Below are 12942 nucleotides of genomic sequence, written 5' to 3'. Positions count from 1 at the left end.
GGCAGAAACACTATGTCGACTTCCAATGAAGACCCGTCGCAGCGAACCAGTCACGTAGCGCCGCATGGCGCGGATGGGCCGGGGCTCGTCGATTGGCTCAAGGGCCTGCTCAGGGGCCGGCCGGCGTCGCTGCGCGATGAGATCGAAGACGCCCTGTCGTCGGACGACGGGTCCGAAGCCTTCGACTTCTCGCCCGAAGAGCGGGCGATGCTGAAGAACATTCTCGGCCTGCGCGATCTCGGCGTCGGCGATGTGATGGTTCATCGCTCGGACATCATCGCGGTACCCTGCGACATGACTCTGTCCGACACGCTTCTGCGCTTCGAGGAGGCGGAGCATTCCCGGCTGCCGGTCTACGGCGATACGATCGACGACCTGCGCGGCATGATCCACATCAAGGACGTGCTGCGTTACCTGACGACCCGTGGCAAGACGGATAGCGGGCTCGATCTTGGGGCGGCGGACCTCTCCCAGACCATCGAGGCCGCCGATCTCGTGCGCGAGGTGCTCTATGTGCCGCCGAGCATGCCCGCCAACGCGCTGCTCGCGAAAATGCAGGCAACTCATATCCATATGGCTCTCGTCATCGACGAATATGGCGGGACCGATGGGCTGGCGACCATCGAGGACCTGATCGAGATCGTGGTCGGTGATATCGAGGACGAGCATGACGAGACCGAAGCGGCAATGATCCAGCGCGCGCGCGACGGCTCCTTGATCGCCGATGGCCGCGCGACGATCGACGACCTTGTCGCGCAGATCGGCCCGGACTTCGATCTCGGCGATCTTGGGGACGACGTGGATACCGTGGGCGGCCTGATTGTCACCCTCGCAGACCGGGTGCCCGAGCGCAGCGAGATCATTGCTGGACCGTCCGGCTTCGATTTCGAAGTGCTCGATGCCGATCCACGCCGCGTTAAGCGCGTTCGGATCCGCCCCACGCCGTCATCGGTTTTGGAGGGGCGCTCGCAAGCCGCCACCCTTGAGGAAGACGCCTCCGGCAGGCCGGTGCTTCCGACTCCCGACGCCGGCACTGACGCCGCTTGAGCCTCGCGCTGCCCGCCCATCGTGTTGTTTTGCTGGACGGCTGGCGCCGTCTGGCCGTGAGCTTCATCGCAGGCGGCGCATCGGCGCTCGCCATGGAGCCGGTCAGTGCATTTCCTGTTCTGGCGCTGACCTTCCCGATATTGGTCTGGCTTATCGACGGGACCGAACGTGGCCGTGCGGGGCTGAAGGCAGCCGCATGGATCGGCTTTGCTTTCGGCTTCGGATATTTCCTTGCCGGACTTTGGTGGATCGGCGCGGCGTTCCTCGTCGATGCCGAGGAATATGCCTGGGCGCTGCCGATCGCGGTCGTCGGGCTGCCGCTGTTTCTCGCATGCTTCCCGGCTCTGGGTCTCGTGATCGCGCGGTTGCTTTGGTCCGATTCGGGCTGGCGGATCTTCGCGCTGGCCGCCGGGTTGGGGCTCTCGGAAATCCTGCGGACGCGCGTGTTCACCGGCTTTCCTTGGAATCAGTACGGCTATGCGCTGGCCGACAATGAATGGTTTGGGCAGGCCGCGTCGATCGTGGGAGTCGAGGGTCTGACGCCCATTGCCATCGCCATCTTCGCGACGCCCGCTCTGCTTGCCGATCCAGGTCGCCCGCTCCGGCCTCTCCTTGGCGCCGTGGCGGCTCTGGTGGTTCTGGCGGGGTTCGGCGCGGCCCGGTTGGCGATCGCAGAGCCGGAGGAAGTGCCGGGCATCCACGTCCGCATCGTCCAGCCGAATGTGCCTCAGGACCGCAAATTCCGACCCGAGGCCAAGCCCGAGATCATGGCGCGCTATCTGGCGCTTTCGAGCCGGCCGAGCGCAGCGGCGCCGAACGGCATCGAGGAAGGCGATATCCTGATCTGGCCGGAATCGGCCTTCCCGTTCTTCCTCGGGCGCACTCCCGATGCGCTCGCGCAGATTGGCGGGCTTTTACCGGACAAGGCGATCCTGCTGACCGGCGCGGCGCGAATCGAGGACGCGCTCGATGCGACTGGCCGCCGGAAGGTGTTCAATTCAATCCAGGCGGTGGCAAGCGACGGCTCGATCATCGCGACCTATGACAAGGTCCACCTCGTTCCATTCGGGGAATTCCTGCCGTTCCAGGCGCTCCTGGAAAGTCTCGGCATCCGTCAGCTGACCCGGCTTCCGGGCGGTTTCAGCTCGGGCGAAGCTCCGGGAAACATCACCCTGCCGAACGGCCTGAAATTGGGTGGCCTGATCTGCTACGAGGCGATCTTTCCAACGGGGACGATCGACGGCGACGACCGCCCGGCGGTTCTTCTGAACCTGACCAATGACGCCTGGTTCGGCGACACGCCGGGGCCGTATCAGCATCTGGCACAGGCGCGCGTCAGGGCGGTCGAACAGGGTCTTCCGATCCTGCGAGCGGCCAATACCGGCATCTCTTCTCTTGTTGATCCATGGGGGCGGATTGTCGCAGCCCTACCGCTCGGGGAAGATGGAGTTCTCGATCTGACCCTGCCTCAACCCTTGCCTCCGACGCTCTTTTCACGTTTCGGGCTAGTGTTTTGCGCCGGTCTGTATGGTGCGACTATTGTAGGGGCCTTGAGGGGTCGTCGCCGGGTTTGACTTTACCGGTCGAGGAAACCATTGTGCGCCGCTTGCAGGCGGGACGTCGTTACATTCGAGCGTTGTGACTGCGATGTGATTTAGCGGGCGTTCAGCCACGAGCCTCCGCGATCTCATCGCAAGGAGGAGTGCGGACTATGGCCAATAAGGCCCCGAACCCGATCGACAAGCATGTTGGCAGCCGGGTTCGCATGAGGCGTTTGCTGATCGGAATGAGCCAGGAAAAGCTTGGCACCTCGCTCGGCATTACCTTTCAGCAGATTCAGAAGTACGAAAAAGGCACCAACCGCATCGGCGCCAGCCGTCTGCAGCAGATGTCCGGCGTGCTTGGCGTACCGGTTTCCTATTTCTTCGAGGATGCGCAGGGCGAAAAGCTCGAACAGGGTTTCGGCGAAAAGGGCGGCCACGACTATGTGGCGGACTTCCTGGCTACCTCGGAAGGCCTGCAGCTGACGAAGTCCTTCATGAAAGTGAAGGATCCGAAAGTACGCCGAAGGATTGTAGATCTTGTGTCGTCATTGGCGCAGGACGATACGGATTAATCTTCCTTTGTACGCGAGCTTGACGGGCAATTACGGGGCTGCGACAACCCCGCACCCGCAATTTTGCTGATCTGTCGGAGCGCCTCTCGTGGCCCGCAAAAGCTATCTCTTCACCAGCGAATCCGTTTCTGAGGGCCATCCGGACAAGATCTGCGATCGCATCTCCGATACGGTTCTCGACGCATATCTGGCGGCCTATCCTGAATCGCGAGTCGGCTGCGAAACCTTCGCCACGACGAACCGTGTCGTGATCGGTGGTGAGGTGCGCGGTCCGGACAGCGTTACCAAGGAGCATCTGGAAGACCTCGCTCGCGCGGCGATCAAGGACATCGGCTACGAGCAGGAAGGCTTCCACTGGCAGAAGGCCCAGATCGACGTTCTGCTGCATGCCCAGTCGGTTGACATCGCCCAGGGCGTGGATTCGGCCGGCAACAAGGATGAGGGCGCAGGCGACCAGGGCATCATGTTCGGCTATGCCGTGCGCGAGACGCCGGAGCTGATGCCCGCGCCGATCCACTATTCGCACCTTATCCTGCGCAAGCTTTCCGAAGCGCGCCACGCCAAGGATGGCGATGCAGCGAAGCTTGGTCCGGACCAGAAGAGCCAGGTCACGGTGCGCTATGAAAACGGCAAGCCGGTCGAGGTCACCTCAATCGTCCTGTCGGCGCAACATCTCGACGAGAGCCTGACTTCCGACGATGTGCGCGCCATCGTTGAGCCTTACATCCTGAAGGCGCTGCCGGACGGCTGGATCAACGGCAACACCGAATGGCACGTCAATCCGACGGGCAAGTTCGTGATCGGCGGCCCGGATGGCGACGCTGGCCTCACCGGCCGCAAGATCATCGTCGACACTTATGGCGGCGCGGCTCCGCATGGCGGCGGCGCGTTCTCCGGCAAGGATCCGACCAAGGTGGACCGTTCGGCGGCCTATGCGGCGCGTTATCTCGCCAAGAATGTCGTCGCGGCAGGTCTTGCCGACCGCGCCTGCATTCAGCTCGCTTATGCGATCGGCGTGTCGAAGCCGCTGTCGATCTACATCGACACCTACGGCACTGGGAAGGTCGACGAGGAGAAGCTGGAAAAGGCGCTCGGCGAGGTCATGGATCTCACGCCGCGTGGCATCCGCAAGCATCTCGATCTCAACAAGCCGATCTATACGCGCACCGCGGCCTACGGCCATTTCGGCCGCGCGCCGGAGGCGGACGGCGGCTTCTCTTGGGAGAAGACCGATCTCGTCGATGCGCTGAAGTCGGCGGTTCAGTAAGACGTCATGATCGAGTCAGGGCGTCCTGATCGCGGGGCGCTCTACGGGCGGCGCAAGGGTAAGCCCTTGCGCGCGGGACAAAGCGCGCGCCTTGAGACCCTGTTTCCGAAACTGAAGCTTGACCTCGCTCAGCCCGCTCCGGCTGATGCCACCGGGCTGTTTCCGGTTTCAGTCGATGCGGTCCGCATCGAGATCGGATTCGGCGGCGGCGAGCACCTCGTCGCCGAAGCACGGCGTTACCCGAACCTCGGCTTCATCGGCGTCGAACCCTTCCTGAACGGGATGGCGAAGGCGCTTGTCGCGATCGACGAGCTCGGTCTGAACAACATCCGTCTCTATGACAACGATGCCGCGCACGTGCTCGATTGGCTGCCGCCGGCAAGCCTGGTCCGGGCCGACCTGCTTTACCCCGACCCCTGGCCGAAGAAGCGACAATGGAAGCGCCGCTTCGTCTCGGACGCCAATCTGGCGCGGCTCGTACGGGTGATCCGACCGGGCGGCGAGTTCCGGTTCGCGAGCGACATCGACACCTATGTCGACTGGACGCTTCAGCATACCCGGCGCTCCCCGGATCTCAACTGGACCGCCGAGCGCGCCGATGACTGGCGGCTGCCCTGGCCGAACTGGCAGAGCACCCGCTACGAAAAGAAGGCGATCCGCGAGGGACGGATTCCGGCCTACCTGATCTTCGCCCGCGCCTAGGCCTGCATACGCTCGGCGACGACCGTCCAGTTCACAATCTTGTCGAGCACCGCCTTGACGTGGTCGGGACGGCGGTTCTGATAGTCGAGGTAATAGGCGTGCTCCCAGACATCGATGCCGAGAAGCGGCTTGCCGCCGCGAGCGAACGGGCTGTCGCCGCCGGGCGTGCCGACCAGAGAGAGCTTGCTGCCGTCGTGGACAAGCCAGGCCCAGCCTGAGCCGAAGACGTCGCCTCCGGTCTTCACCATCGCGGTCTTGAGGGCGTCGAGGCCGCCGAAATCCTTGTCGATCGCGGCCTTGAGTTCGCCCGCCGGCTCGGTCGCGCCGCCGGATTTGAACTGGTCCCAGTAAAAGATGTGGTTCCAGGCCTGTCCGGCATTGTTGAAGATCTTGCGGTCCGCTTCGCTCTTCACGCTCGCTTTCACGATCTCTTCAAGGCTCATATCCGCGTAGGATGTATTCGGGACTAGATCGTTCAGTGCCTTGAAATATGCGGCGTGGTGCTTGCCGTAGTGCAGGTCGACGGTCTGGGCCGAAATCGTCGGCGCGAGAGCGTCGGACGCATAGGGTAGCTTTGGCTGCGTAAAGGGTGCCGCGGCGCGGGCGATGCTTGGCGCGGCGAGGCCGCCAGCGTAAGTGGCGGCTGCGGCGGCGCCGAGACCGGCAACGATAGCTCTGCGTGACAGCATGATCGTCTCCTTCAGTGGTTGTGGCCGATTCCGGTCGGCCATCGTCGGGTTCCAGAGAGATATCTTGCGCAGGAGGGTGGTTTTCCTATATGACACCCCTCAATTCCTTTTCATGAGCACTATCATGGAAGTGGGCCCCACCGGGACCCGCTCTTTTTGCTTTGGGACCGATGTCCGATACGACGCCCGCCTCGAACGACCAACCACGCCTCATCCGTGAGACGGGCGTGGCCGCGCGCGTCGCCGCGATCATCGAACCCGCCATGGTCGATCTTGGCTACCGCCTGGTGCGGGTGAAGGTGACGGCGCAGAACGGCTGCACGGTTCAGATCATGGCCGAGCGTCCGGACGGTACGATGACCGTCGAGGATTGCGAGGAGTGCTCGAAGGCAATCTCGCCGCTTCTGGACGTCGACGATCCGATCCAGCGCGCCTACCACCTCGAAATGTCGTCGCCCGGCATCGACCGGCCGCTGGTCCGGCTTGAGGATTTCGAACGGTGGTCCGGCCATGTCGCCAAGATCGAGATGGAAGAGGCGGTCGACGGACGCAAGCGTTTCCGCGGCGTGCTCCTTGGCCTCGACGGCGAGAACGCCAGATTGATCCGCGACGACGTTAAGGCGGGCGAGGATGCGACGGTGCATCTGCCGGTCGCGGACATGGCGGAAGCCCGTCTTGTGCTGACCGACGCACTGATCGACGAAGCGCTCCGGCGCGGCAAGGCGGCCGAGAAGGCCGATGCGCTGCAGCGAGAGCAGGAAGAACTGACTATCGAAAGCGAGCCGGCCGAACAGAAACCGGCGCGCAAAAAAGGACGGAGATGACCCATGGCCGTTAGCGCCAATCGTCTGGAGCTCTTGCAGATCGCCGATGCGGTCGCCCGCGAGAAGGTGATCGACCGGCAGATCGTGCTGGCCGCGATGGAAGACGCGATCGCGAAAGCCGGTCGCGCCCGCTACGGCGCCGAAACCGAGGTCCGCGCGGAGATCCACCCGAAGACCGGCGAGATCCGCCTGTCGCGGCTGCTCCACGTCACCGACGACGTCCAGAACACCTCGACCGACATCGCGCTCGAAGAGGCCCGCCGTAAGAATCCGGCGGCTCAGGTCGGCGACTACATCTCCGAGCCGCTGCCACCATTCGATTTCGGCCGCATCGCCGCCCAATCGGCCAAGCAGGTCATCGTGCAGAAGGTCCGCGAGGCCGAGCGCGAGCGCCAGTATCTCGAATACAAGGATCGCATCGGCGAGGTCGTGAACGGCGTGGTGAAGCGTGTCGAATACGGCAATGTCATCGTCGACCTCGGTCGTGGCGAAGCCATTGTCCGCCGCGACGAACTCCTTCCGCGCGAGATGTTCCGCCCCGGCGATCGCATCCGCGCCTATGTCTACGACGTCCGCTCGGAGCCGCGCGGCCCGCAGATCTTCCTCTCGCGCACGCATCCGCAATTCATGGCGAAGCTGTTCGCGCAGGAAGTGCCGGAAATCTACGACGGCATCATCGAGGTGAAGGCGGTTGCCCGTGATCCGGGCTCGCGCGCCAAGATCGGCGTGATCTCCCGCGACTCGTCCATCGATCCCGTCGGCGCCTGCGTCGGCATGCGCGGTTCGCGCGTCCAGGCGGTTGTTAACGAGCTGCAGGGCGAGAAGATCGACATCATCCCGTGGTCGCCGGACGAGGCGACGTTCATCGTCAATGCGCTGCAGCCGGCGGAAGTCGTCAAGGTCGTGCTCGACGAGGACTCCGGCAAGATCGAGGTCGTGGTTCCGGACGACCAGCTGTCGCTCGCGATCGGCCGTCGCGGCCAGAACGTGCGTCTTGCCTCGCAGCTGACCGGCTGGGACATCGACATCATGACGGAGGCCGAGGAATCGGAGCGCCGTCAGAAGGAATTCAACGAGCGCACGCAGAGCTTCATGGATGCGCTCGACGTCGACGAGGTCGTCGGCCAGCTTCTCGCGGCCGAGGGTTTTGGCACGGTCGAGGAACTTGCCTTCGTCGACCAGAACGAGATCGCCTCGATCCAGGGATTCGATGAGGACACGGCGGTCGAGATCCAGAGCCGTGCCCGCGACTATCTTGCCCGCATCGAGAGCGAGCAGGACGAGCGCCGCAAGGAGCTCGGCGTTGCCGACGAATTGCGCGAAATTCCTGGTGTCACGACCGCGATGCTGGTGGCATTCGGCGAAAACGACATTAAGTCCGTCGAAGACCTCGCCGGCAGCGCGACCGACGACCTGACCGGCTGGACCGAGCGGGAGGGCGGCGAGACCAAGCGCTTCCCGGGCGCCCTTGAAGGCTTCGAGATCTCCCGCGAGGAGGCCGAGGCTCTGATCATGCAGGCGCGCCTCAAGGCCGGCTGGATCGACGAACTGCCAGAGATCGTTTCCGAAGAACAGGATGCCGAAGAGGTTCAGGCCTGATCGCGGACGAGAAAGACGATTTGCGCGCGGTGTCGCGGACTTGTGCCGTGACACGCGAGGTCCTGCCGGTGGAGGATCTGATCCGGTTCGTCCGAGCGCCGGACGGCAATGTGGTGCCTGACATCAAGCGGCGGCTTCCGGGACGCGGCGTCTGGGTCGGAGCTCGGGCCGAGCGAGTGGCCGAAGCGGTGAAGAAGCGGGTTTTTTCCCGCGGCTTCAAGGATCAGGTCACGGTGCGGCCCGACCTCGCCGAGGAAGTGGATTTGCTGCTCGAACGGGCGGCGCTCGACATGCTCTCCATGGCCAATAAGGCCGGGAAAGTCGTGTCGGGCTACGGTAAGGTGGAAACCGCGCTTAATCGGGGTGAAGCGCTCATCGTGCTTCATGCCCGCGACGGGGCGGAGGACGGCCGGCGCAAGATCGCCCAGGTGGCGAGGCGGGCCGGGAAAGACGGGGGTTCGGTTGCTGTAATCGAGCCCTTCGTGTCGGGCCAAATGGATTTGGCCCTCGGACGCGAGAATGTGATACATGCAGCGCTGCTCGCGGCCCCCGTGAGTGACGCCTTTCTCGCGCGGACGAACGAGCTCGCGCGCTATCGGAACGACGAACCGGGGCGACCCGCAGAAACGGATGTGGAATGACGGATACGAAAAACCCGGGCGATAAGACATTGGGTGTCTCTTCCGGGAAGACTCTGACACTGAAGCGGCCGGTCGAACAGGGCATGGTTCGGCAGAGCTTCAGCCACGGCCGCTCGAAGGCGGTCGTCGTCGAGAAGGTGAAGCGGCGTGTGATCGGTCCGGGCGGCGACAAGCCCGAGGCCCCTGCTACGGCTGCTCCCGCTCCGGCGCCGCGTCCGGCTGCGCCCCAGACTCCGGCTGCTCCGGTCGCGGCCGCGCCGGCTGCACCGCAGCGTCCGGCGCCCGCGCCGCGCAATCCCGGTGTCGTGCTCCGCACGTTGACGAACGAAGAGCTCGGCGCTCGTGGTCGCGCGCTGGCTGAAGCCCGCTCGCGCGAGGCCGAAGACCGCCAGCGTGCCGAGGAAGAGGCGCGCCGCCGCGCCGCCGAGGATGCTCGTCGCGCCGCCGAGCGCGAGGCCGCCGAAGCCCGCAAGCGCGAGGAAGACGCTCGCCGCGTGGTCGAGGAAGAGGCTCGCCGCAAGGCCGAGACCGAAGCGAAGAAGCGTCTCGGCGACGAGGCCCCGGTCCAGCAGCAGGATCGTCCGCAGACGACGTCCGCTCCTTCCGCACGTCCGGCGGGTGCGCCGGCCGCTGCCCAGCCGGCGGGCGCCATTCGCCGCCCGGTCGGCATGCCGGTCCGTCCCGTCGTTCCGCCTAAGCCCGAGCGCACCAAGGCCGGCCAGGAGAAGCAGCGCGGCCGCCTGACGCTGACGACCGCGTTCGAGTCGGAAGAAGAGCGCGCCCGTTCGGTCGCCTCGTTCCGCCGCCGCGTTCAGCGCATGACCGGCAAGATTTCGGCCGAGCCGAAGGAGAAGATCCAGCGCGAGGTCGTGATTCCGGAAACGATCACGATCCAGGAGCTCGCCAACCGCATGGCCGAGCGCGCGGTCGACGTCATCCGCCTGCTGATGAAGCAGGGCGAGATGAAGAAGATCAACGACGTCATCGACGCCGATACCGCCCAGCTGATCGCCGAGGAGATGGGCCATACCGTCCGCCGCGTCGCGGAATCCGACGTCGAGGAAGGTCTGTTCGACTCGGCCGACGATGCCGGTACGCAGATCACGCGTCCGCCGGTGGTGACCATCATGGGCCATGTCGACCACGGCAAGACCTCGCTGCTCGACGCCATCCGCCAGACGAATGTCGTCTCCGGCGAAGCGGGCGGCATCACGCAGCATATCGGCGCCTATCAGGTGACCTCGCCGCTCGGCGGCTTGATCACCTTTATCGATACGCCTGGCCACGAAGCGTTCACCGCCATGCGCCAGCGCGGCGCGAAGGCGACGGACATCGTCGTTCTGGTCGTGGCAGCCGACGACGGCGTCATGCCGCAGACCGCGGAAGCGATCAGCCATGCCAAGGCGGCGGGCGTCCCGATGATCGTCGCGATCAACAAGATCGACAAGCCGGCGGCCAAGCCCGAGCGCGTCCGCACCGAGCTTCTGCAGTACGAAGTGCAGGTCGAGAGCCTGGGCGGCGATATCCTCGAAGTCGAGGTTTCGGCAACCAAGCGGACCAATCTCGACAAGCTGCTCGAGCTGATCCAGCTCCAGTCCGAACTGCTCGATCTCAAGGCCAATCCGGATCGTCCCGCCGAAGGCATCGTCATCGAGGCGAAGCTCGACAAGGGGCGCGGCCCGGTTGCGACCGTGCTCGTCCAGCGCGGTACGCTGAAGGGTGGCGATATCGTCGTTGCCGGTTCCGAATGGGGCCGCGTACGCGCCCTGCTCAACGATCAGGGCAAGGCGGTTTCCGAAGCCGGTCCGTCGCTTCCGGTCGAGATCCTCGGTTTCCAGGGCGCTCCGGAGGCTGGCGACCGTCTCGCGGTCGTCGAGAACGAAGCACGCGCTCGCGAAGTCACCGAATATCGTCAGCGCCAGCGTCGCGACATGGCGGCGGCCCGTTCTGGCCGTGGCGGTGGCGGCTCGATCGAGCAGATGATGTCGAACCTAAAGGCGTCGGCCGGCAGGCAGGAGTTCCCGCTTGTCATCAAGGGCGACGTGCAGGGTTCGGTCGAGGCGATCGTCCAGGCGCTGGCCAAGGTCGGCAACGACGAGGTGTCCGCGCGGGTCCTCCATGCGGGCGTCGGCGGCATCACCGAATCCGACATCACGCTTGCCGGCGCTTCCGGCGCGGCGGTCCTCGGCTTCAACGTCCGTGCGCTGAAGGAAGCGCGCGAGGCGGCGGAGCGGCAGGGCGTCGAGGTTCGCTACTACAACATCATCTACGATCTCGTGGATGACATGCGCAAAGCCATGTCGGGCCTACTCGCTCCCGAGCGGCGCGAGGAATTCCTCGGCAATGCCGAGATCCTGGAGGTGTTCAACATCTCCAAGGTCGGCAAGGTCGCGGGTTGCCGCGTCACCGAGGGCCATGTCGAGCGCGGCGCGGGCGTCCGCCTCATCCGCGACAACGTCGTCGTGCACGAAGGCAAGCTTTCGACGCTCAAGCGCTTCAAGGACGAGGTCAAGGAAGTCCAGACCGGTCAGGAATGCGGCATGGCCTTCGAGAACTATCAGGACATGCGCGCCGGCGATGTCATCGAGTGCTATCTCGTCACCGAGGTCAGCCGCTCGCTGTAAAAGGCGCATCAACGTTCAGCGGTCGTCACGGTCCAAACCCGTGACGACCATAACGTTCGAGGTTCAAGGAAATGGCTAAGGCGAAAGCGGGGGGCGGCTCAGGCCCGTCCCAGCGCCAATTGCGCGTAGGCGAACTCGTACGCCATGCGCTCGCTGAGATTCTGCAGCGTGGCGATGTTCCCGATCCCGCACTGGAAAAAAGTGTCATCACGGTGCCGGAGGTTCGCATGTCGCCCGACCTCAAGGTCGCCACGGCCTATGTGATGCCGCTCGGCGGCAAGAATGCCGAAGGCGTCGTGAGGGTGCTGGCAAAGAACGCACGCTTCCTGCGCACGGAAGTCGCCCATCGCGTCGAGCTTCGCTCGGTGCCGGAGCTCCGGTTCCGCGTCGATACGAGCTTCGACGAGGGTCAGCGCATGGATGCGCTGCTCGACCGGCCGGAAGTCCAGCGCGACGTGAAGGGTGGCCAGGAATGAACGGCCCGCCGAACCAGAACCGGCCGAAAAAGGTCGACGTCCACGGCTGGCTCATTCTCGACAAGCCGCAGGGCATGACCTCGACCCATGCATTGTCGCGCGTGAAGCGCGCGTTTGGAGCGAAGAAGGCCGGCCATGCCGGCACGCTCGATCCGCTGGCAACAGGCTGCCTGCCGATCGCGTTCGGCGAGGCCACCAAGACGGTGCCGTTCGCGATGGACGGCGAGAAGGTCTACCGCTTCACCGTCGCCTGGGGCAGCGAGACTACGACCGACGACAGCGAGGGTACGGAGACCGTGACCTCCGAGAAGCGTCCGAGCGAACAGGACATCCGCGCGATCCTTCCGGACTTCACCGGCAGTCTGACCCAGACGCCGCCGAAGTTCTCGGCCGTGAAGGTGCAGGGCGAGCGTGCCTACGATCTCGCCCGCGAGGGCGAGGAGGTCGATCTCCAGCCCCGCCAGATCGAAATCATGAGCCTCGAACTGACGAGCTTCGCCGAAGGCGAAGCCGTCTTCGAAGCCCGTACCGGCAAGGGCGCCTATGTCCGGGCGCTTGCCCGCGACATGGGCCGCGTGCTTGGTTGCTATGGCCACATCACCGCGCTCCGCCGCGTCAGCGTCGGTCCGTTCCGCGAGGAGGACCTGATTTCGCTGGACGAAGTGGACCGCTTGCGGTTATGTGCGCCCGGCGAGGAAAGCCTCGCCAATCGTCTCCTTCCCGTTGAGACCGCGCTGGACGACATCCCGGCGTTGGCCGTGAGCGGGACGGATGCGGCCCGCCTCAGACGAGGTCAGGCCGTTTTGTTGCGCGGACGCGATGCTCCGCTGCTCTCAGGCACCTGTTACGTCACCGCCGAAGGAACTTTGGTGGCCCTAGCGGAAGCCGAGCGCGGCGAGATTCATCCCAAGCGCGTGTTTCATTTGCAGGGTGCGTAAAGCCCCGAAAGGAGTGCCC

11 protein-coding genes and 1 pseudogene are annotated in these 12942 nt (G+C 64.7%); 11 read left to right on the top strand and 1 reads right to left on the bottom strand.

From position 1 onward, the window contains the following. Positions 1 to 12 precede the first annotated feature (12 nt). The 5 genes from ACFPFW_RS16300 (at position 13) to trmB (ending at position 5132) form a co-directional block, all read left to right on the top strand. Positions 13 to 1047 carry a hemolysin family protein gene (locus ACFPFW_RS16300; protein WP_114956390.1) on the top strand — a complete coding sequence of 345 codons (1035 nt, stop codon included), beginning with the start codon at positions 13 to 15 and terminating at the stop codon, positions 1045 to 1047. Positions 1048 to 1097: 50 nt separating this feature from the next. Beyond that, positions 1098 to 2621 carry an apolipoprotein N-acyltransferase gene (lnt, locus tag ACFPFW_RS16295; protein WP_379771783.1) on the top strand — a complete coding sequence of 508 codons (1524 nt, stop codon included), beginning with the start codon at positions 1098 to 1100 and terminating at the stop codon, positions 2619 to 2621. 137 nt (positions 2622 to 2758) lie between these two features. Then, complete coding sequence (locus ACFPFW_RS16290) at positions 2759 to 3163, top strand: helix-turn-helix domain-containing protein (protein WP_114956392.1); 405 nt, start codon at positions 2759 to 2761, stop codon at positions 3161 to 3163. 88 nt (positions 3164 to 3251) lie between these two features. Then, positions 3252 to 4430 carry a methionine adenosyltransferase gene (gene metK / locus ACFPFW_RS16285; RefSeq protein ID WP_114956393.1) on the top strand — a complete coding sequence of 393 codons (1179 nt, stop codon included), beginning with the start codon at positions 3252 to 3254 and terminating at the stop codon, positions 4428 to 4430. Between the two features lie 6 nt (positions 4431 to 4436). Next, complete coding sequence (gene trmB / locus ACFPFW_RS16280; protein WP_114956394.1) at positions 4437 to 5132, top strand: tRNA (guanine(46)-N(7))-methyltransferase TrmB; 696 nt, start codon at positions 4437 to 4439, stop codon at positions 5130 to 5132. Here the strand turns inward: trmB and ACFPFW_RS16275 are convergent. After that, the gene (locus tag ACFPFW_RS16275; protein ID WP_379771601.1) at positions 5129 to 5821 is read right to left on the bottom strand and encodes a superoxide dismutase; all 693 of its coding nucleotides are present in this window, start codon (positions 5819 to 5821) and stop codon (positions 5129 to 5131) included. The two genes, trmB and ACFPFW_RS16275, sit on opposite strands and share 4 nt — an antisense overlap. Before the next feature lie 170 nt (positions 5822 to 5991). Here ACFPFW_RS16275 and rimP point away from each other — a divergent pair, with 170 nt between their 5' ends. From rimP to truB, 6 genes and pseudogenes are all read left to right on the top strand, one after another. After that, positions 5992 to 6645: a ribosome maturation factor RimP gene (rimP, locus tag ACFPFW_RS16270; RefSeq protein ID WP_114956453.1), complete on the top strand. Its 654-nt coding sequence runs from the start codon at positions 5992 to 5994 to the stop codon at positions 6643 to 6645. A gap of 3 nt (positions 6646 to 6648) precedes the next feature. Beyond that, positions 6649 to 8244 (top strand): transcription termination factor NusA, encoded by a 1596-nt coding sequence (gene nusA, locus ACFPFW_RS16265; protein ID WP_114956395.1) that lies wholly within the window; start codon positions 6649 to 6651, stop codon positions 8242 to 8244. Continuing rightward, positions 8181 to 8885, top strand: coding sequence for an RNA-binding protein (locus ACFPFW_RS16260; RefSeq protein ID WP_379771781.1), 705 nt, complete (start codon positions 8181 to 8183; stop codon positions 8883 to 8885). Before nusA ends, ACFPFW_RS16260 begins: the two co-directional genes overlap by 64 nt. Beyond that, the gene (infB, locus tag ACFPFW_RS16255; RefSeq protein WP_114956397.1) at positions 8882 to 11509 is read left to right on the top strand and encodes a translation initiation factor IF-2; all 2628 of its coding nucleotides are present in this window, start codon (positions 8882 to 8884) and stop codon (positions 11507 to 11509) included. The genes ACFPFW_RS16260 and infB overlap by 4 nt, the downstream gene beginning before the upstream one ends. A gap of 71 nt (positions 11510 to 11580) precedes the next feature. Next, positions 11581 to 11985, top strand: a complete 405-nt coding sequence (gene rbfA, locus ACFPFW_RS16250; protein WP_114956398.1) for a 30S ribosome-binding factor RbfA — start codon at positions 11581 to 11583, stop codon at positions 11983 to 11985. After that, positions 11967 to 12923 (top strand): annotated as a pseudogene (truB, locus tag ACFPFW_RS16245) (tRNA pseudouridine(55) synthase TruB); the annotation flags it as partial. The gene rbfA and the pseudogene truB, both read left to right, overlap by 19 nt. Between the last annotated feature and the right edge of the window lie 19 nt (positions 12924 to 12942).

It is taken from the genome of Flaviflagellibacter deserti (assembly GCF_042652085.1).
Taxonomy (GTDB): domain Bacteria; phylum Pseudomonadota; class Alphaproteobacteria; order Rhizobiales; family Methylopilaceae; genus Flaviflagellibacter; species Flaviflagellibacter deserti.
This window is presented reverse-complemented; position numbering and strand designations above follow the sequence as displayed.

Coding starts and splice junctions, on each gene's coding strand:
- ACFPFW_RS16300 (WP_114956390.1), top strand. CDS start 13: ATGTCGACTTCCAATGAAGACCCGTCGCAGCGAACCAGTCACGTAGCG.
- ACFPFW_RS16290 (WP_114956392.1), top strand. CDS start 2,759: ATGGCCAATAAGGCCCCGAACCCGATCGACAAGCATGTTGGCAGCCGG.
- trmB (WP_114956394.1), top strand. CDS start 4,437: ATGATCGAGTCAGGGCGTCCTGATCGCGGGGCGCTCTACGGGCGGCGC.
- ACFPFW_RS16275 (WP_379771601.1), bottom strand. CDS start 5,821: ATGCTGTCACGCAGAGCTATCGTTGCCGGTCTCGGCGCCGCCGCAGCC.
- rimP (WP_114956453.1), top strand. CDS start 5,992: ATGTCCGATACGACGCCCGCCTCGAACGACCAACCACGCCTCATCCGT.
- nusA (WP_114956395.1), top strand. CDS start 6,649: ATGGCCGTTAGCGCCAATCGTCTGGAGCTCTTGCAGATCGCCGATGCG.
- infB (WP_114956397.1), top strand. CDS start 8,882: ATGACGGATACGAAAAACCCGGGCGATAAGACATTGGGTGTCTCTTCC.
- rbfA (WP_114956398.1), top strand. CDS start 11,581: ATGGCTAAGGCGAAAGCGGGGGGCGGCTCAGGCCCGTCCCAGCGCCAA.